Annotated in this window: 21 protein-coding genes and 2 pseudogenes; 19 read left to right on the top strand and 4 right to left on the bottom strand. The window is 48.0% G+C overall.

Annotated elements, in window-relative coordinates; genetic code table 11:
• The first annotated feature begins 77 nt into the window (after nucleotides 1-77).
• The 3 genes and pseudogenes from XZ46_RS05230 to XZ46_RS05220 form a co-directional block, all read left to right on the top strand.
• Entirely contained in the window at nucleotides 78-332 is a 255-nt protein-coding gene (locus XZ46_RS05230) for a hypothetical protein (RefSeq protein ID WP_008052670.1), read from the top strand.
• A gap of 14 nt (nucleotides 333-346) precedes the next feature.
• Nucleotides 347-727: a PIN domain-containing protein gene (locus XZ46_RS05225; protein ID WP_006669832.1), complete on the top strand. Its 381-nt coding sequence runs from the start codon at nucleotides 347-349 to the stop codon at nucleotides 725-727.
• Nucleotides 728-801: 74 nt separating this feature from the next.
• A pseudogene (locus tag XZ46_RS05220) lies at nucleotides 802-1083 on the top strand (peptide chain release factor-like protein); the annotation flags it as partial.
• On the opposite strand, the gene XZ46_RS28280 reads toward XZ46_RS05220, so the two are convergent.
• On the bottom strand, nucleotides 1041-1250 hold the full coding sequence (locus XZ46_RS28280) for a phage integrase N-terminal SAM-like domain-containing protein (RefSeq protein WP_071829307.1): 210 nt from the start codon (nucleotides 1248-1250) through the stop codon (nucleotides 1041-1043). The pseudogene XZ46_RS05220 and the gene XZ46_RS28280 sit on opposite strands and share 43 nt — an antisense overlap.
• A 245-nt stretch (nucleotides 1251-1495) precedes the next feature.
• Here XZ46_RS28280 and XZ46_RS05215 point away from each other — a divergent pair, with 245 nt between their 5' ends.
• The 7 genes from XZ46_RS05215 to XZ46_RS05195 all read left to right on the top strand — a co-directional run bounded on the left by XZ46_RS05215 (nucleotide 1496) and on the right by XZ46_RS05195 (nucleotide 4858).
• Nucleotides 1496-2692 (top strand): clostripain-related cysteine peptidase, encoded by a 1197-nt coding sequence (locus tag XZ46_RS05215; protein WP_008057529.1) that lies wholly within the window; start codon nucleotides 1496-1498, stop codon nucleotides 2690-2692.
• A 463-nt stretch (nucleotides 2693-3155) separates the two neighbouring features.
• On the top strand, nucleotides 3156-3413 hold the full coding sequence (locus XZ46_RS05210; RefSeq protein WP_008057534.1) for a hypothetical protein: 258 nt from the start codon (nucleotides 3156-3158) through the stop codon (nucleotides 3411-3413).
• Nucleotides 3410-3817: a type II toxin-antitoxin system VapC family toxin gene (locus XZ46_RS05205; RefSeq protein WP_006621183.1), complete on the top strand. Its 408-nt coding sequence runs from the start codon at nucleotides 3410-3412 to the stop codon at nucleotides 3815-3817. Before XZ46_RS05210 ends, XZ46_RS05205 begins: the two co-directional genes overlap by 4 nt.
• A 14-nt stretch (nucleotides 3818-3831) precedes the next feature.
• A complete protein-coding gene (locus XZ46_RS35230) occupies nucleotides 3832-3996 on the top strand; it encodes a hypothetical protein (protein ID WP_006621184.1) in 165 nt (54 codons plus the stop codon).
• Nucleotides 3997-4029: 33 nt separating this feature from the next.
• Nucleotides 4030-4173 (top strand): hypothetical protein, encoded by a 144-nt coding sequence (locus XZ46_RS35225; RefSeq protein WP_006621185.1) that lies wholly within the window; start codon nucleotides 4030-4032, stop codon nucleotides 4171-4173.
• Nucleotides 4174-4202: 29 nt separating this feature from the next.
• The gene (locus XZ46_RS05200; protein ID WP_006621186.1) at nucleotides 4203-4433 is read left to right on the top strand and encodes a hypothetical protein; all 231 of its coding nucleotides are present in this window, start codon (nucleotides 4203-4205) and stop codon (nucleotides 4431-4433) included.
• Nucleotides 4430-4858 carry a type II toxin-antitoxin system VapC family toxin gene (locus XZ46_RS05195; protein WP_006669836.1) on the top strand — a complete coding sequence of 143 codons (429 nt, stop codon included), beginning with the start codon at nucleotides 4430-4432 and terminating at the stop codon, nucleotides 4856-4858. Before XZ46_RS05200 ends, XZ46_RS05195 begins: the two co-directional genes overlap by 4 nt.
• Before the next feature lie 100 nt (nucleotides 4859-4958).
• Here XZ46_RS05195 and XZ46_RS05190 read toward each other — a convergent pair whose 3' ends face one another.
• Nucleotides 4959-5939, bottom strand: a complete 981-nt coding sequence (locus tag XZ46_RS05190; protein WP_006621188.1) for an integron integrase — start codon at nucleotides 5937-5939, stop codon at nucleotides 4959-4961.
• 510 nt (nucleotides 5940-6449) lie between these two features.
• Between XZ46_RS05190 and XZ46_RS05185 the strand changes: the two genes are divergently transcribed.
• The 5 genes and pseudogenes from XZ46_RS05185 to XZ46_RS05165 form a co-directional block, all read left to right on the top strand.
• Entirely contained in the window at nucleotides 6450-7577 is a 1128-nt protein-coding gene (locus XZ46_RS05185) for a DNA-methyltransferase (protein WP_008057537.1), read from the top strand.
• Nucleotides 7574-8428: a NotI family restriction endonuclease gene (locus XZ46_RS05180; RefSeq protein ID WP_006621190.1), complete on the top strand. Its 855-nt coding sequence runs from the start codon at nucleotides 7574-7576 to the stop codon at nucleotides 8426-8428. The genes XZ46_RS05185 and XZ46_RS05180 overlap by 4 nt, the downstream gene beginning before the upstream one ends.
• Nucleotides 8429-8899: 471 nt before the next feature.
• Nucleotides 8900-9154 carry a hypothetical protein gene (locus XZ46_RS05175; RefSeq protein WP_006621177.1) on the top strand — a complete coding sequence of 85 codons (255 nt, stop codon included), beginning with the start codon at nucleotides 8900-8902 and terminating at the stop codon, nucleotides 9152-9154.
• A 14-nt stretch (nucleotides 9155-9168) separates the two neighbouring features.
• On the top strand, nucleotides 9169-9549 hold the full coding sequence (locus XZ46_RS05170; protein WP_006669832.1) for a PIN domain-containing protein: 381 nt from the start codon (nucleotides 9169-9171) through the stop codon (nucleotides 9547-9549).
• A gap of 74 nt (nucleotides 9550-9623) precedes the next feature.
• Nucleotides 9624-9905, top strand: a pseudogene (locus XZ46_RS05165) (peptide chain release factor-like protein); the annotation flags it as partial.
• Between the two features lie 134 nt (nucleotides 9906-10039).
• On the opposite strand, the gene XZ46_RS05160 reads toward XZ46_RS05165, so the two are convergent.
• Complete coding sequence (locus XZ46_RS05160) at nucleotides 10040-10867, bottom strand: integron integrase (RefSeq protein ID WP_438829472.1); 828 nt, start codon at nucleotides 10865-10867, stop codon at nucleotides 10040-10042.
• 138 nt (nucleotides 10868-11005) lie between these two features.
• Between XZ46_RS05160 and XZ46_RS05155 the strand changes: the two genes are divergently transcribed.
• The 3 genes from XZ46_RS05155 (at nucleotide 11006) to XZ46_RS05145 (ending at nucleotide 13388) form a co-directional block, all read left to right on the top strand.
• Nucleotides 11006-11269, top strand: coding sequence for a UPF0175 family protein (locus XZ46_RS05155; protein ID WP_008057519.1), 264 nt, complete (start codon nucleotides 11006-11008; stop codon nucleotides 11267-11269).
• Nucleotides 11266-11745 (top strand): PIN domain-containing protein, encoded by a 480-nt coding sequence (locus tag XZ46_RS05150; protein ID WP_006621195.1) that lies wholly within the window; start codon nucleotides 11266-11268, stop codon nucleotides 11743-11745. The genes XZ46_RS05155 and XZ46_RS05150 overlap by 4 nt, the downstream gene beginning before the upstream one ends.
• 212 nt (nucleotides 11746-11957) lie before the next feature.
• Complete coding sequence (locus tag XZ46_RS05145) at nucleotides 11958-13388, top strand: sulfotransferase (protein ID WP_008057520.1); 1431 nt, start codon at nucleotides 11958-11960, stop codon at nucleotides 13386-13388.
• 339 nt (nucleotides 13389-13727) lie between these two features.
• Here XZ46_RS05145 and XZ46_RS35220 read toward each other — a convergent pair whose 3' ends face one another.
• Nucleotides 13728-13883, bottom strand: coding sequence for a hypothetical protein (locus tag XZ46_RS35220; protein WP_006669838.1), 156 nt, complete (start codon nucleotides 13881-13883; stop codon nucleotides 13728-13730).
• A gap of 100 nt (nucleotides 13884-13983) precedes the next feature.
• Between XZ46_RS35220 and hsdR the strand changes: the two genes are divergently transcribed.
• Nucleotides 13984-17370, top strand: a complete 3387-nt coding sequence (gene hsdR / locus XZ46_RS05140; RefSeq protein WP_008057521.1) for a type I restriction-modification system endonuclease — start codon at nucleotides 13984-13986, stop codon at nucleotides 17368-17370.
• Nucleotides 17371-17485: the final 115 nt, after the last annotated feature.

The raw sequence follows: 17485 nt of genomic DNA, 5'->3' as shown, positions 1-17485 counted from the left end.
TGCATGAAATTTTGGAACAGTATGCTGATAACCAGCTTGATTTTACCCCCTTGCTTACTAAAAAATAGAGGATTAAAATGATTGTCACACTAGATCTGCCAGCAGAATTAGAAGATGAACTGTCTCTTGAGGCATCCCAGTTAAAGCTACCTATCACAGAGTATATTTTGCGTGTCCTATCGTTTCGCCCGTTTCTTCAAAATCCGCCAAAAACAGGTGCAGAACTTGTTACTTACTGGGAAAATAGCGAAATTATCAATTCTCGTCCTGATATTACCGATAGTCAAGAATATGCTCGCAGATTACGTCGTGAAGCCGAAACCCGTGAGTGATTCTAGGTAGCTCCATGTATTTACTTGATACCGATATTTTTATTGACATTCAAAGAGGCTTTACACCTGCTTTAAGTTGGTTTGTCTCTCTCCAAGAACTGCCCAGTATCCCTGGCTTCGTTGTTATGGAGTTGATTCAGGACGCACAAAATAAGCAACAAGTTCGTAAAGCCTTGCAACTTGTTGCACCACTACCTGTAGTCTGGCCTACTGAAATTGACTGTGCGCGTGCGCTCTCAGATTTCACGGCTTACCATTTATCACATAAAGTGGGATTAATTGATGCTTTGATAGCTGCCTGTGCTGTAGGTCAGGGCTTTACCCTTTGCACCTTCAATACTAAGCATTATCGAGTCATTCCAGGACTAAAAATAGAGCAACCGTATAACCGCTAGGCGCGGGCTAACTTCACCGTTAAATTCTATCAAGGTGGGGATGTGCTGTTTTTGTAGCAATGACTGAGTTGCTTGAGCGGGCAATACAGATCCTGCGGGCGAAGCTCTACGATATTAAACTCCAAGAGCGGCAGGAGAAGGTGACTTCGTTGCGGCGATCGCAGGTGGGGACGGGGGCGCGATCGGAGAAGATCCGCACCTACAATTACAAGGACAACCGGATCACGGATCACCGTTTGGGGCAAAATTTCACGCTGGCAAATATCCTCGATGGGGATATTGATCAGGTGATGGAGGCTTGTATCTCTCAGGATCAGCAGGAGCGGCTGGAGCAGTTGGCCAATGCAACGGAGTAGACGCGGACTTCTGTGACTCCCATCTCTCTGGGGTGGCGTTTTTGGTGAAACAAGATGAAGTCTTGGATGTAATAGAGATAGGACTTCTCGATTTTGCGACTGAGATGCCGGAAGCGGATGGCTTGGCGCACGCGATCAAGAAGTTTAGGCGATTGAGGCACTTCCATGACAGGACTTGCGCTAAAAGACGACGAAAAGGGGTGTTATCCCGCACGTGCGGGATAACACCCATAATATCGGAGTTAGACCGCCAATGCTTGACAACACTCTCCAGAAGTGAGTTATCCTGCAATTGCGGTCTAATATATAGTTGTACCGCTCAATTCTTGGTAGGGGCAGTACCGAAACGTTACCTGTTGGTATCTAAATGCTAATTTAGTTTCCAATAACCACAAAGCTCAAACTCATCATTATGAAGCGAAGAAGTTTCTGCCAATATGTTGCAATGGGGTCAGCGTCTTTTGCTGGGATTGTGGGCAGAGATTTGACCTTTGCCATGAGTTCTGCGTCTTCTCAAGTCAAGTCACGCCACAAATGGGTCGTTTTGTACTGGATGCCTTATGACAATGACCTTGCACGTTTTGGCGAGCCAATCGTTGAAATGTTAACCAATGGTACACAAAACTCTGAAATAGCCGTAGTTGTTCAATCAGACTATTGGGGTGATCCCCAAATGCGCCGTCGCCAGCTTATTAATGGCACTATCACTGAAGTTGATGTATCAGGAGAAGATAGTAGCGATGCATCTGCTTTTACAGCGTATCTTGATTGGGCAAATCAGACTTTTGAAGCAGAGCATTGGGCAGTCATTGTTATGGGTCACGGAGGAAAGATTAATGAAGTTAGTCCCGACGATCACGGAATAAATCGTCAAACCCGCACATGGATGAGAGTTGACCAGTTTGCAGATGCAGTTAGCACCTTCAATCAATCCGTGCATGGGCGGGTTGAACTGCTCTTCTTTCAAAACTGTAATAAAGCCACGCTAGAAGTCGTATACGAAGCGAGGAATTGTGCTAAGTACACTCTTGCCTCCCAGCTTACTCTTGGTGCTCCTAATTACTACTACGAAGGCTTTCTAAATCACCTTGCATCGTCGGCTGATGGGCGTGAAGCAGCCATAGCTATCATGGATTCTGAAAGGGCTGATATGTTTCACACGCTAACTTTAGTGGACAATCAAGCGGTTGAGCGCATTCCAGAGAAGCTCTCAAGATTGCTTCAGCCGATTCTTAACAATCGTTTACTAGCAATTAGCCAATCAGACCTCCCAACCTATCACTACTTTGGTGATCAACATTGTGATGTGCTTGTTCTACTTGGTTATCTCTCAAGGGTTAGTAATCAGGAGCAAAATGAGTTTGCTGAGTTTGCTGAGTTCCTAAGTTCATCAGTTATTGCATCTTACAAAACAGGAGGAGAACTTTATGGCAGTCGTCCCTATAGCAACACTAATTCAGAGGAGTTGTGTGGTTTAAGTTTATATCTTCCAGAAACTAGACAAGATATTTCTCGCTATAGTTCTCTTGCCTTATATCAAGGAGTTGATTTAGTAAGTTTATACAGTAAGTTTATACAGAGGGATAGTTACCACTTGATAAGCGAGTGAAGTATGGTAGAGCGATACAACAATTCTGGTGCAGCGGACTAACAAAGTTGGTTGGTGTTGCGGCAGAGGTTATTGACAGCCGCTGACCAGAACCGTTAAATTCTATCAAGGTGGGGATGTGCTGTTTTTGAAGACAATACCTACCTTTCAACAACATTGGCAGGTTCAGGGAAGTATACCCCCTTTCCAAGAGCGCGATCGCACTATGCTCAATCTGCCTGAGAGCTGCGATAATGGATAGAATGGGTACAAAGTTCTGGGTGAAGGGGCAATGACTGAGTTGCTTGAGGGGGCGATCGCCTAATTGAAAACTTTGCCTGCTGATGAGCAAGATGACGGCACTGTTGCCTAAAGGGGTGATCAACGATGAAACCGGTACCCAGTGGAGCTTGATTCCCCCCATCACCCGTTAACCGTTCAGTGTCAATCCTGCCATAATGCAAGATATGCACCTGGAGGTGAGATGATGGAACAACGAACTCTTGAAGGAACCTGGGAAGAGATTCTACTTTACGCGCCTGAACTGGCTGGACGGCGGGTAAAGCTGACTGTACTATCCTCTGACGATTCTAACTCCCAACACCCAGTTACTCTAGATCAGATCTTGAGAGGGAGGGTAGGACGGATTCGGTTTCAACCATCTAGCTTATCCGCACGTACCAAAGCAGCCTTTGCAGACATTCTGGCGGATAAATACAAGTTACCGAGATTAGACCAGTGACACTCTGTGATGCTTCTGCGCTGATTGCTCTGATTAATCAGGATGATGACAACCATGATCGCTGTGTTAGTGTTCTGCCATCTCTTCCAGCACCTCTAGTCACCACTTGGTCATGTTTTACCGAAGCCATGTATTTATTAGGTCGGTATGGTGAGTGGCCAGCACAGATGGAGTTATGGGGCTACATCGCTGACCAAATCCTTGTGTTTCATTTCTCTGATAAGCCAGAACAGATGCGAATGCAGGCATTGATGGAACAGTATCGGGATATCCCGATGGATCTAGCAGATGCATCTCTAGTGGCTACTGCTGAATCCCTTAATCAGAAACAAATCTTTACTCTTGACAGGGATTTTTATATTTATCGTCTTCCAGGAAATCAACCTTTTGATGTTGTCCCCTGAAATGGCGATGGAATATGCCGAGGGCTAACTTAACCGTTAAATCTTATCAAGGTGGTGATGTGATGTTTTTGGAGACAATGCCTACTTTTCAACAACATTGGCAGGAGCAGGGAAGTCTACCCGCTTTCCAAGAGCGCGATCGCACTATGCTCAATCTACCTGAGAGCCGCGATAATTGATAAAATGGGGATAAAATTCTGGGTGAAGGGGCAATGACTGAGTTGCTTGAGGGGGCAATGCAGATCCTGCGGGCGAAGCTCTACGATATTAAACTCCAGGAGCGGCAGGAGGAGGTGACTTCGTTGCGGCGATCGCAGGTGGGGACGGGGGCGCGATCAGAATCGTTTTTAATATAATCTAGACTATCTGCACTAGAGGGCGATCTATGTTACTGCAAAACCTCAAGGAAGAAGCGGTCAAGTTATCACCGAGCGATCGACTTGCGTTGGTCAGTGCCATCATTGAGTCCTTGCAGAATACCCCAAGTCCAAAGCCTGATCGTTCTGGTGCAATTCGACGGATGCGCGGCTTACTCAAAACAGACCAGCCTGCACCCACTGACGAAGAAGTAGCTGCGATGCTAGAAGAGCGTCGGGTGGAGAATTACCTTCAGTGAGAGTTTTAATCGATACCAATATTCTCCTAGATTTTCTATTGCAGAGAGAGCCATTTTTCCACGATGCAGAACGAATGTTCCAGGCGATCGATTCTGGTCAGATCGTTGGGTATGCCACCGCTACAACGCTCACAGATATTTTCTACATTGCTCGAAGGCACACAGGCAGCATCGAACAAGCACGGCAAGCAGTTTTAGAGACATTGACAGTGATGGAGATCTGCCCTGTGAACCGGGAGGTTTTAGAGGTAGCGTTTAGCTCAGGTTTGGCTGACTACGAGGATGCCATTCAGGTTGCTTGTGCTGTAGCTCAGGGGCTTGATGCCATCTTGACCCGCGATAGTCAAGTTTTTTTAAATTCATCTGTACCTGTGTTATCGGTTCAGGAGTGCTTGCATCGCTTGGAAGAACCCAATAACGATTAGGGGTTTGGGAGGCGAAGATTGCAAGCCTGCCCATTGTCAACAGTTGGGTGGTGGATTTTGTCAACCTCCGGAATGTGGGTTTAAGTCTGTTTCTGAACGCTCACTCACCCAGTTCATCCAAAGGACTGCGAACCCCTCGGCCACCGCGATTAAGAACGTGGGTGTAAATCCTGGTGGTTTTCACATCTTTGTGGCCTAACAGTTCTTGCACTGTGCGAATGTCATAGCCATCCTCAAGCAAGTGGGTGGCAAAGCTATGGCGGAGGGTGTGGCAACTCCCGTGTTTGGTGATACTGGCTTGTTGTTTGGCTGGCTTCATCCTGCGTTGAATGCGATCTTCAGAGAGATGATGACGGCGAACGGCTCCGGAACGGGGGTCACGAGAACGATGAGCGGCTGGAAATACATACTGCCAGCCCCATTCTCGTTGGGCATTGGGATATTTGCGGGCGAGGGCATCGGGTAGCTCAACTTCGCCGTACCCGTCGAGGAGTTCGCGATCGTGGGCGAGTTTGGTGCGGGTAATTTGTTGTTGAAGGGGGAGAATGAGCGATCGGGGCAACATGGTGATGCGATCCTTTTTGCCTTTGCTGTTACGGATGAGGATTTGGCCATGGTCAAAGTCCACGTCCTTAACTCGCAGTCGTAGGCATTCAGTCAACCGCATCCCAGTCCCGTAGAGTAGGCGGATGACCAAGGCCTCTGGGTCATCCCCAACCTTAGCCAGGATTGCCAGCACTTCCGGGCGCGAGAACACAGTGGGCAACCGCTTGGGGCACTGGGGCCGCTCAAGGACATCAAGGTCTGGCAAGGGAGGGTCAAGAACTTGGCGGTAGAGAAAGAGCAAGGCACTGAGGGCAACGTTTTGGGTGGAGGCAGCCATTTTTTTAGCGACCGCGAGGTGAGATAGGTAGGCGCGGACTTCTGGCGCTCCCATCTCTCTGGGGTGGCGTTTTTGGTGAAAGAGGATGAAGTCTTGGATGTAATAGAGATAGGACTTCTCGGTTTTGCGGCTGAGATGCCGGAAGCGGATGGCTTGGCGCAGGCGATCGAGAAGTTGGGACGGTTGAGGCACTTCCATGACAGGACTTGCGCTAAAAGACGACGAAAAGGGGTGTTAGACCGCACGTGCGCGATAATAACCATAATATCGGAGTTAGACCGCCAGTGCTTGACAACATCCTCCAGGGGTGAGTTATCCTGTAATTGCGGTCTAATAAATAGTTGTACTGCCTGCGTAGTACGGGACTTGACATACTATGCTACCATCTAAGAAGCGCAGTCACCACAACACTTCGTTGGAGCCGACAAACACCGTTAGCCCGACGACGCTGGCTAAGCGTCGTTCGCGGCTCAACTCCGCCGTTAGCTAGACCGGTAGCGAAGGGTAAACCCCCTCCCCCTGATTTATGAATGCCCCGTAGATGGGACTACAAGTGCTGTTGCTGAGTGGTTGCAACTTTGGGGTTGAGTGTAGCTTGACTTTGATGCTGCCCTAGACTAATACATTAGCTCTATCTACTGTATAATCCCCTAAAGGTTTAAAGACCTGTAGAAACACCAGTACTGCTTGAAAGTTCAAGGCTCAAAAATGCGAATAGAGGATGATGCTCCATCACAACCACCAGAGAACCTTCGATTACCACTATTTGGTGATTGTGTCATAGCCAATCAAGACTTTCAAAAGAAATTTGAAAATTATCAAGTCAATGAAAGCATCGCCCCTTTGCTTATGTTGGGAGATGTTCTTGAAGTTATGAAAGAGCTACCCAGTGATTCTTTCGATTGTTGTATGACTAGTCCACCCTATTGGGGAAAAAGAGAATATGACGCAGGCGGAATCGGATTAGAGCCGGATTTCAATACTTATATAGATAACTTATGCTTAGTTTTCTCTGAGGTTCATAGAGTTCTGAAGAAAACAGGCTCTTTTTGGCTCAATATTGGTGATTCTTACTACAACAAAAACTTACTCGGCTTACCGTGGCGTATTGCCTTGAACTTGACAGATAATCAAGGCTGGATTCTAAGGAATAGCGTTATTTGGAACAAAGTAAAAGGAGGACCAGACAATTCAAAGGATAGATTGAGAAATATACATGAAAATGTGTTTCACTTCGTGAAGTCATCAAGATATTACTACGATATAGATTCTATTCGTTCTTCACCCAGAAAGACGAAAGTAGTGAATGGTTCTGTTGTTTCTGCGACGGGTGTCACTGGGGTTCGCTATAAACGAAAAATCGAGCTATCCACTGACCTATCTGAAAATGAAAAACACAATGCTTATCAGGCATTGGAAGAAATTCTCCGTCAAGTTTCTGATGGCATCATTTCTGATTTCAGGATGATTATTCGAGGACAACAAAGAACCACACATTCTGATTCTGAGAAAGTTTCTGGTCGAGCCAAAGAACTCAAGGAAAAAGGATTTTACTTTCTGAAATATCATCCTAAAGGATCTAAACCAAGTGATGTTTGGGAAATTCTTCCAGAAGATACTCAAAAACGAGAACTTCACTTTGCGCCCTATCCCGTCGATCTTTGTAAAATCCCAATATCTTCCACGTGTCCACCTAACGGGATTATTCTAGATCCTTTTTGTGGTACTGGAACTACGATGCTTGTAGCCCAGCTACTTGGCAGAAAGTCCTGCGGGATAGATCTTTCCCCTCAGTACTTAGAGATAGCGAAAGAAAGAAGCGAAACAATTTTATGAGCAAAATAATTGAGATTTTTGGATATTCAAGAAATCAACCCGAACATATAGATTTGGCCAGTCTTATTCAAGGGCAACATTGTCCATATTTAAAAAGACGTTGTATAAAAGTCCGCAAAAGCCAACCTGATATATCTATAGGCACCTGCTCAGTAGTCTATGGCAAAAATTCTATTCCGGTCATTATTTGTCCTCATAGGTTACTAGAGAGAAAACAGATCTTTATAGACTGCTTACACTTGCTCACCAACCATGAACCTGGAAATGAATTGCATGTTGTTTCAGAAATTTCAATTCCAGGAGGCAATGTAGATTATTTTCTCGTATCTGCCTTAAATAATAAGGTGAAGGATTTCGTTGGCATTGAACTCCAAACACTGGATACAACTGGCACTGTTTGGCCGGAACGCCAACGGTTACTTGAAGAACTTGGAGTTCCTACAGAAGATAACCAAAGTCAATCTAAAAAGACCTTCGGTATGAACTGGAAAATGACAGCAAAAACAATCCTTATACAGCTACATCATAAGATTGAGACTTTTGAGCACATCAATAAAAAGCTTGTTCTTGTAATTCAAGATTGTTTTCTAGATTATATACAGCGTGAATTTAGCTTTTCACATGTTAGTCATCAAGCTCAATTAGGAGATTCTATGCATATTCATGCATATCAGATGACGGAGCAACCAGACCATTCTTTCAGGTTAGCGTTGGGTTGTCGTTTAAGTACAGATGTGGAGGGTATTGCTAGATGCCTTGGTCTTCAAGCAGAGGCGAATATTGAACTTGAGCAAATTGTTAAAGCCTTAGAGTCGAAGTTGTCGGTGAACACCCTTTTTACTCCTATATAACCTCTTGACTAGCTAACACTGCGTTGGTGCGGACGGAACAGAGGTTATCGATGGGAGTCCGATATTATCTGCCGCCGCACAACTTCACCGTTAAATTTTATCAAGGTGGGAATGTGATGTTTTTCGAGACAATGCCTACTTTTTAACAACATTGGTAGGATCAGGGAGGTCTACCCCCTTTCCAAGAGCGCGATCGCACTATGCTCAATCTACCTGAGAGCCGCGATCATCGATAGAATGGGGATAAAGTTCTGGGTAGAGTGGCAATGACTGAGTTGCTGGAGCGTGCGATTTGCATCAAGATTGGGTCATCAAGCGATGCGTCGTTTTGTATCCAACATGACACCTAATACGGTTCAAGTTGAGCCTCTCATTCCAGAGGACTTAGTACGGGTGCATGAAATTTTGGAACAGTATGCTGATAACCAGCTTGATTTTACCCCCTTGCTTACTAAAAAATAGAGGATTAAAATGATTGTCACACTAGATCTGCCAGCAGAATTAGAAGATGAACTGTCTCTTGAGGCATCCCAGTTAAAGCTACCTATCACAGAGTATATTTTGCGTGTCCTATCGTTTCGCCCGTTTCTTCAAAATCCGCCAAAAACAGGTGCAGAACTTGTTACTTACTGGGAAAATAGCGGAATTATCAACTCTCGTCCTGATATTACCGATAGTCAAGAATATGCTCGCAGATTACGTCGTGAAGCTGAAACCCGTGAGTGATTCTAGGTGGCTCCATGTATTTACTTGATACCGATATTTTTATTGACATTCAAAGAGGCTTTACACCTGCTTTAAGTTGGTTTGTCTCTCTCCAAGAACTGCCCAGTATCCCTGGCTTCGTTGTTATGGAGTTGATTCAGGACGCACAAAATAAGCAACAAGTTCGTAAAGCCTTGCAACTTGTTGCACCACTACCTGTAGTCTGGCCTACTGAAATTGACTGTGCGCGTGCGCTCTCAGATTTCACGGCTTACCATTTATCACATAAAGTGGGATTAATTGATGCTTTGATAGCTGCCTGTGCTGTAGGTCAGGGCTTTACCCTTTGCACCTTCAATACTAAGCATTATCGAGTCATTCCAGGACTAAAAATAGAGCAACCGTATAACCGCTAGGCGCGGGCTAACTTCACCGTTAAATTCTATCAAGGTGGGGATGTGCTGTTTTTGTAGCAATGACTGAGTTGCTTGAGCGGGCAATACAGATCCTGCGGGCGAAGCTCTACGATATTAAACTCCAAGAGCGGCAGGAGAAGGTGACTTCGTTGCGGCGATCGCAGGTGGGGACGGGGGCGCGATCGGAGAAGATCCGCACCTACAATTACAAGGACAACCGGATCACGGATCACCGTTTGGGGCAAAATTTCACGCTGGCAAATATCCTCGATGGGGATATTGATCAGGTGATGGAGGCTTGTATTTCTCAGGATCAGCAGGAGCGGCTGGAGCAGTTGGCCAATGCAACGGAGTAAGGTGTGGGGTGTGCCCACCGACCTTTGTGTTTAATCAACAGTTGGGTGGTGGATTTTGTCAACCTCCGGAATGTGGGTTTAAGTCTGTTTCTGAACGCTCACTCACCCAGTTCATCCAAAGGACTGCGAACCCCTCAGCCACCGCGATTAAGAACGTGGGTGTAAATCCTGGTGGTTTTCACATCTTTGTGGCCTAACAGTTCTTGCACTGTGCGAATGTCATAGCCATCCTCAAGCAAGTGGGTGGCAAAGCTATGGCGGAGGGTGTGGCAACTCCCGTGTTTGGTGATACTGGCTTGTTGTTTGGCTGGCTTCATCCTGCGTTGAATGCGATCTTCAGAGAGATGATGACGGCGAACGGCTCCGGAACGGGGGTCACGAGAACGATGAGCGGCTGGAAATACATACTGCCAGCCCCATTCTCGTTGGGCATTGGGATATTTGCGGGCGAGGGCATCGGGTAGCTCAACTTCGCCGTACCCGTCGAGGAGTTCGCGATCGTGGGCGAGTTTGGTGCGGGTAATTTGTTGTTGAAGGGGGAGAATGAGCGATCGGGGCAACATGGTGATGCGATCCTTTTTGCCTTTGCTGTTACGGATGAGGATTTGGCCATGGTCAAAGTCCACGTCCTTAACTCGCAGTCGTAGGCATTCAGTCAACCGCATCCCAGTCCCGTAGAGTAGGCGGATGACCAAGGCCTCTGGGTCATCCCCAACCTTAGCCAGGATTGCCAGCACTTCCGGGCGCGAGAACACAGTGGGCAACCGCTTGGGGCACTGGGGCCGCTCAAGGACATCAAGGTCTGGCAAGGGAGGGTCAAGAACTTGGCGGTAGAGAAAGAGCAAGGCACTGAGGGCAACGTTTTGGGTGGAGGCAGCCATTTTTTTATCGACCGCGAGGTAGTAAGAGGCGCGGAGTTCTGGTACTCCCATCTCTCTGGGGTGGCGTTTTTGTTGAAACAAGATGAAGTCTCGGATATAGTAGAGTATGGAACTTCTCGGTTTTGCGACTGAGATGCCTAAAGCGGATGGCTTGGCGCACGCGATCAAGAAGTTTGGGCGGTTGAGGCACTGATGAGTGGTCATAAGGAGAAAATTATCATGCAGATTACGATTGAACTTCCCGACGACATAGCCAATCAATTACAACCCGTCAATGTTTCCCGCCGAGTTCTAGAACTTATCGCTGCCGATCACTATCGTCAAGGTCGTATTGGAGCCGCCGAAGTGCGACAAATACTTAACTTTTCCTCTCGTTGGGAAACCTACAAATTTCTTAAGCGTGAGAAAGCTTATTTGCCCTATACTGAAGACGATTTAGAGCAGGATGTCCAAGCGATTCGCAATCTGTTGGCTACGGAATGATTATTGTTTCCAATACCTCCCCAATCAACTACCTGATTCTGATTGGGCAGATCGACTTACTACCTGAATTGTTCCGGCAGGTCATCATTCCCCAAGCAGTTTATAGCGAACTATCTGATACGGAAGCTCCAAACCTTGTCCGAACTTGGATAACAACTCCACCCAATTGGCTCAAAATTCAACCTCAACCTGTCAGCCAAGCTTCGGATACAATCATTAATTTGCTTGATCCTGGAGAACGTGCAGCTATCCTTCTAGCCCAAGAACTGAAAGCTAACTTACTTTTGCTAGATGACATGAAAGCGCGACGCACTGCGATAGACAGAGGTTTGAGCATTACAGGTATCCTCGGAATTTTGGATCAGGCAGCAACCCTAAAGCTCATCGACCTACCTCTTGCCGTTCAAAGCCTTCAAGCTACATCTTTTTGGGCATCTGACAGTTTGTTTCAAAGGTTATTAGACAAGCACACTTAAAGCCTCACTACGTAGACTAAAGTACACCGCTCAACTTGAATCTACATCCTCTGAGATCGGGCTAACAAATCGATGGAGCCGACCGTATCAAGATTATCTGTGGGAAACCGAGGTTATCTGCGGCGGCTCATCTCAACGGTTAGACGCTTCGTTATTTGCAAAAGTATGCTGATTAAGTTTGGGCCAGATAATCTTAGAAGATCGGGGGAATTATGGCTTTAGGTATCGCTGTTGTATCATTACTTCTGTTATGTTATTTATATCTCAAATTGAGGGCTGCGGATTGCGCTTTTGTGGAAATGAACCAACGCGATTGGCACATCCATCTCTTGCCGAAACCGTCGTTATTTGCCCGTCTTTTTAATATCATCATTGATAAACGCGGCGCTTCACTTTTGATCACGCTCTTAGAGAAAACAGCCATCGCATCAGCTTTGAAGAAGTCTGTTCGGCAAATGGAAGAGGCCGAAGCCAGTGGACGTGTCCCTGCTATTCTATGTGATGCCGCCGCACGTCAAGCTATGCGGTCGCGATTGGCAAACTACGCGGATGATATGCGCGCCTCTGTCACCCTCAACGCGCTTGCCAAAGTATCCAACTACGCCGGAGCATTGCACTATCTTTCTAATCATGCGGGTTTACTCAAATTAGGTGCAGAAGCGCATAATGAAGTTGTGCGTCAACCCGTCTTCATCGTGTCTATGCCGCGTACGGCTACTACCATTCTCCACCGCACGCTGGCTACAGATACTTCGCGTTGGCGAGCCTTCGACTTGGCGGATATGATTATGCCCTTGCCGCCTATCCCCCGTTCAGACCGCGCGCGCCGTGATCAGTTGGCCGAGAAAGTGCAAAAGAATTTTATCGAGCCACTTAAACGAATTTATCCGGGTTGGTATGAGTGCTTGGAGACAATGCATGCGATGAAACCTAACCAAGTGGATGAAGACTTGGGTATCTATGATTCTGGACTTGGCTTTGGCTACCAAGATACGCTAATGCTTCTTTATCCAGAGCAGCGGGCCCGTGGAATGCCTCTTGAAAGTGCTGAACTGGCTGCCTATCGTTATGCTTGGCTCGATATGGTTATGCGCATTCATCAAACTTTGGAGCCCGATAGCGACAAGACGTGGCTGATGAAAGACCCTAACCACACGGCCTTCCTGCCGCAACTCCGGCAGCAATTTCCGGATGCCCGCTTCATTTTTACCCATCGCCCTCCCCGTGAGATTTTACCCAGTATGGCAAAGTTGTTCGTGGTTTTTACATGTATCTTTGTTGAACCCGGCGCACCGGGAACCACTTCAGCAGAGTGGGGACAGTATGCTTTGGAAAAGACTAACTTTTTCTTGAGCGGGATTGTTGATTACACTAAGGCAAATCCGCCGGATGAAGACCACCGTATCGATTTCTTGTTCTCGGAGTTGGCACCGAATATGGTTGAGTGTATCGGGCGAATCTACGAGATGTGTTTTGATGAAAAACCAACCGCAGAGGCGAAGGCGGCTATGCAGGCTTACCTTGACGATCATAAGCGTGATAAAAAGGGGAATCAACCCCGTTCCTTGCAAGATTTTCACTTGACGGAGGCCAAAATCGCCTTTGAGGAATATAGCAATATGTTCTTAAGAGATAGCGTCTAACAACTCGCTGCACCCGACACGCGCTGCGCGCGTGGTGGCGGCGGAGAGCCGCGCCTTGAAGCTAGTTGACTGGCGGTGGTGCTGGCACCGCACCCGCGCGTGCGGGTGAGCTCGAGGTCGTTAAATCTTATTAAGGTGGGGATGTGATGTTTTTCGAGACAATGCCTACTTTTTAACAACATTGGCAGAATCAGGGAAGTATACCGGCTTTCCAACAGCGCGATCGCACTATGCTCAATCTACCTGAGAGCCGTGATCATCGATAGAATGGGTACAAAGTTCTGGGTAGAGTGGCAATGACTGAGTTGCTGGATCGTGCGATCGCCTTTGTTACCAGCCTTACCTGAAAGTGAGCAGAATGCGATCGCTTCGCGCTCTGGGATAACTCATGCTCCCGGTCTCCCGATATTCTTGCCAAACTGGCAGATACAGAGATATCGCAGTCGCCAAAGCGATTAAGACATTGCCAATCTTGAGGATCTGTAGGGTGGGCATTGCTCACCTGGCTAGTCGTTAGTGTATATTACGTCCTAATCATCTTGACCATGGCTGTAGTATTATTGTTTGCTTTCATAATCTCACATTAAAATAAAGTATGTCAGGGGAATCAGCCAATTTTGAATTTTTGCGATCGCATGACCTTCAGTTAGTACGTCTTGGGGCTTTAGCTGAACGCTATTTCCGAGATGACCCCGGTACTTGCCTGATTAAGTTACGGCAGTTTGCTGAAGTGCTGGCACAATTGACCGCCGCCAAAACAGGTCAGTTTGTTTCTACCGAGGAAGCCCAGGCAGATTTATTGAAACGGTTGAAGTTTCAACGGGTGATCTCGCCCGAAGTCGCTGATCTGTTCCATCAGATCAGAATTGCAGGCAATAGGGCAACCCATGAATATATTGGCGATCATAGGTCAGCCCTGACCATGTTAAAGATGGCCAGACAACTGGCTATCTGGTTTCATCGAACATTCAGTGGCAATACCAGCTTTAGGGCGGGTGCTTTTGTGCCGCCGCCGAACCCAACAGATGTAACAGCCGAACTGGCAGCCGAACTTGAACGCTTGCGGATTGCCCTTGAAGAGACCCGCAGCGAGGCAGAAAGGGCAAGGCTGGCAGCCGAAGAACAGGCTAGGGCGGTGCTGAGTGCCGAGGAGAAAGCCCGTCAGGAAGCTGAAAACCGTTCATTATGGGAGCAGCTTGCGGTCGAGTCGGAACAGGCAAGATCAGCCCTTGAAGTTCAGTTAGCCACCCTTCAGGCAGCATCGAAGCAGTTACCCGCCCAACAGACCGCCGCTATTATTTCTCTGGCTGATCGGGCGGCGACCGTGATTGATCTCGATGAAGATGAAACACGGGCAATTATTGATCAGCAATTGCAGGATGCAGGCTGGTTAGCTGATACCCAAAACTTGCGTCATGACAAGGGCGTAAGACCCGTTAAGGGGAAGAATATGGCGATCGCCGAATGGCCAACGGCTAACGGTATTGCTGACTATGCCCTGTTTGTGGGTACAAGCTGTATCGGCTTCATTGAAGCCAAGCGCAGGCGCAAGAATGTTTCTGCTGCCATTGATCAGGCGGAGCGATACGCCAGAGGGTTTCAGGCGGGTGATGGGTTTGCGGCGATCGCGGGTGGCGCATGGGGTGAGTTCCAGGTTCCTTTTGTGTTTGCCACCAATGGGCGACCTTATCTCAAACAGATTGAGACCGAAAGCGGGATCTGGTTTCGGGATGTGCGCCAGCCCACCAATCGCCGCCGTGCCTTAGTAGGCTGGTACACCCCGGAAGGCTTGGCAGCGCTGCTAGGGATGGATCGTGAAACTGCCCATGCTCACCTGAAAACCCAGCCCTATCGGTTTGGTTTTCCGTTGCGTCCTTATCAACAACGAGCGATCGCAGCGGTGGAAATGGCCCTAGAGTCCGATCGCCGTGAGATGTTGGTGGCAATGGCCACCGGAACGGGTAAGACAAAACTGGCGATCGCCCTGCTCTACCGACTCTTAACCGCCAAAAGGTTTCGCCGGGTTTGTTTTGTGGTCGATCGCAGTGCTTTAGGCAGTCAGGCAGCCGGTGAGTTTCGGACGACCAAGGTTGTCACCGCTAAAGCCTTTGGGGATATTTTCGGGTTACAGGGGTTAGAAGATATTACCCCAGAGTCAGAAACCAAGGTGCATATCTGCACCATTCAGGGGCTAGTGAAGCGGGTGCTGTATGCCAGCGAACCCCGAACAGTTCCCCCCATTGACCAATATGATCTGCTGTTGATTGATGAATGTCACCGAGGCTATCTGCTGGATCGGGAAATGTCCGATGCCGAGCTAAGTTTTCGCAGTCAGGATGATTATATCTCTAAGTATCGTCGAGTTTTAGAGCATTTTGATGCGGTCAAGATCGGATTGACAGCCACGCCAGCCCTGCATACGGTGCAGATTTTTGGTGAACCCGTGTTTACCTACGCTTACCGGGAGGCTGTGATCGATGGGTTTCTGATTGACCATGAACCACCCGTGCAGATTACCACTACCTTGAGTCGGAGTGGGATTCAGTTTCGGGCGGGGGAAGCACTCGATGCGATCTACTCTCCCACCGGGCATCTACAGCGCATTTACGCCCCAGACGATCTCAATTTCGAGGTAGAGGAGTTCAATAAGAAGGTGATCACGATTCCTTTCAATAAGGCAGTTGCCAAGGAACTAGCCAAACATATCGATCCGAACTTGCCCGGTAAGACCTTGATTTTTGCCGTGAATGATGCCCATGCGGATATTGTGGTCGATCAGGTGAAGCAGGCAATGGCTGATTATTACGGCGAGATCGAGGATGCCGCCGTTCGCAAGATTACAGGCAGTGTGGACAAGGTAGGGGATTTGATCCGTTCTTACCGTAATGATGCCATGCCTCAGATCGCGGTCACGGTTGACCTCTTGACCACCGGCATTGATGTTCCGAAGATTACCAATCTGGTGTTTTTGCGGCGGGTGAATAGCCGGATTCTTTATGAGCAGATGTTGGGACGGGCAACCCGCCAATGCCCTGAGATTGATAAAGAAACGTTCCGTATTTTTGATGCGGTTGATTTATATGCCAAGTTACAGACTTTGACCGAGATGAAACCCGTTGTGGTCAATCCTGCCATCAGCCTTGAGCAGTTATTTGATGAGTTTGCTCAGGTTACCGAGGCGGATCACCGTGCTGTCATCCGGGATCAGATCGTGGTTAAACTGCGGCGGAAGTTGGGGCGGTTGGCGGATCAAGCCAGAGATCGCTATGAGGCCGATATCGGGGAAACCCCAGAAGAGACGCTCGAGCGGTTCAGGACTTCCCCGCTGCCCGAGTTGGCGGGCTGGGTGAGCGATCGCCCCGGTATCGGGCGGATTTTGGATTGGAATCCAGAAGGGGGTGAGGGGAGCTTGCTGCCGATTTCTCATCACCCTGATGAGGTTGTTGCCGTGACCCGTGGTTATGGATCGGGGCAAAAACCTGATGATTTTCTCGATAGCTTTACCGCCTATGTGCGTGATAACGTCAACCAACTGGCAGCTTTGACCGTGGTATTGCAAAGGCCAAGGGAGCTAACCCGCGCCCAGCTTCGTGAATTGCGCCTAGAGCTTGATAAGATGGGCTATTCAGAAACCAATTTGCGCCAAGCGTGGCAGGAAGCCAAGAATGAGGATATTGCCGCCTCGATCATTGACTTTATCCGTCAAGCGGCGCTGGGCGATCCGCTGATTCCCTATGATGAGCGGGTAAAAGCAGCCATGAAACGCATCCTGGCAAAACGAGCCTGGACAGACCCGCAGCGCAAATGGTTAAAGCGGATTGGGGAACAGGTCGCCCGTGAGTTTATTGTCGATCGCGCTGCCCTGGATCAGGAGCCTTTCCGAAAGGACGGGGGGTTTAATCGCCTCAACCGTATTTTTGAGGGACAACTGGAAGCTATTTTAGGAGATATAAACGAGGAGTTATGGCGAAGGACAGCTTGATTGCCCTCATCCCCCAGCCCCTTCTCCCAAGCAGGGAGAAGGGGAGCCAATCCCCCAGCTCATTTTCTGCCAAGCAGGGAGAAGGGGAGCCAATCCCCCAGCTCATTCTGCCAAG

It is taken from the genome of Limnospira indica PCC 8005 (genome assembly GCF_000973065.1).
In the GTDB taxonomy this organism is placed as follows: Bacteria; Cyanobacteriota; Cyanobacteriia; order Cyanobacteriales; family Microcoleaceae; genus Limnospira; species Limnospira fusiformis.
This window is presented reverse-complemented; position numbering and strand designations above follow the sequence as displayed.

Bases quoted from the DNA above. Each gene is read 5' to 3' on its own strand.
- XZ46_RS05200 (WP_006621186.1), top strand. From the start codon at position 4,203: ATGTTACTGCAAAACCTCAAGGAAGAAGCGGTCAAGTTATCACCGAGC.
- XZ46_RS05175 (WP_006621177.1), top strand. From the start codon at position 8,900: ATGATTGTCACACTAGATCTGCCAGCAGAATTAGAAGATGAACTGTCT.
- XZ46_RS35220 (WP_006669838.1), bottom strand. From the start codon at position 13,883: ATGCCCACCCTACAGATCCTCAAGATTGGCAATGTCTTAATCGCTTTG.
- XZ46_RS05215 (WP_008057529.1), top strand. From the start codon at position 1,496: ATGAAGCGAAGAAGTTTCTGCCAATATGTTGCAATGGGGTCAGCGTCT.
- XZ46_RS05170 (WP_006669832.1), top strand. From the start codon at position 9,169: ATGTATTTACTTGATACCGATATTTTTATTGACATTCAAAGAGGCTTT.
- XZ46_RS05210 (WP_008057534.1), top strand. From the start codon at position 3,156: ATGATGGAACAACGAACTCTTGAAGGAACCTGGGAAGAGATTCTACTT.
- XZ46_RS05180 (WP_006621190.1), top strand. From the start codon at position 7,574: ATGAGCAAAATAATTGAGATTTTTGGATATTCAAGAAATCAACCCGAA.
- XZ46_RS28280 (WP_071829307.1), bottom strand. From the start codon at position 1,250: ATGGAAGTGCCTCAATCGCCTAAACTTCTTGATCGCGTGCGCCAAGCC.
- hsdR (WP_008057521.1), top strand. From the start codon at position 13,984: ATGTCAGGGGAATCAGCCAATTTTGAATTTTTGCGATCGCATGACCTT.
- XZ46_RS05150 (WP_006621195.1), top strand. From the start codon at position 11,266: ATGATTATTGTTTCCAATACCTCCCCAATCAACTACCTGATTCTGATT.
- XZ46_RS05225 (WP_006669832.1), top strand. From the start codon at position 347: ATGTATTTACTTGATACCGATATTTTTATTGACATTCAAAGAGGCTTT.
- XZ46_RS35225 (WP_006621185.1), top strand. From the start codon at position 4,030: ATGACTGAGTTGCTTGAGGGGGCAATGCAGATCCTGCGGGCGAAGCTC.
- XZ46_RS05155 (WP_008057519.1), top strand. From the start codon at position 11,006: ATGCAGATTACGATTGAACTTCCCGACGACATAGCCAATCAATTACAA.
- XZ46_RS05185 (WP_008057537.1), top strand. From the start codon at position 6,450: ATGCGAATAGAGGATGATGCTCCATCACAACCACCAGAGAACCTTCGA.
- XZ46_RS05145 (WP_008057520.1), top strand. From the start codon at position 11,958: ATGGCTTTAGGTATCGCTGTTGTATCATTACTTCTGTTATGTTATTTA.
- XZ46_RS05230 (WP_008052670.1), top strand. From the start codon at position 78: ATGATTGTCACACTAGATCTGCCAGCAGAATTAGAAGATGAACTGTCT.
- XZ46_RS05190 (WP_006621188.1), bottom strand. From the start codon at position 5,939: ATGGAAGTGCCTCAACCGTCCCAACTTCTCGATCGCCTGCGCCAAGCC.
- XZ46_RS35230 (WP_006621184.1), top strand. From the start codon at position 3,832: ATGCCGAGGGCTAACTTAACCGTTAAATCTTATCAAGGTGGTGATGTG.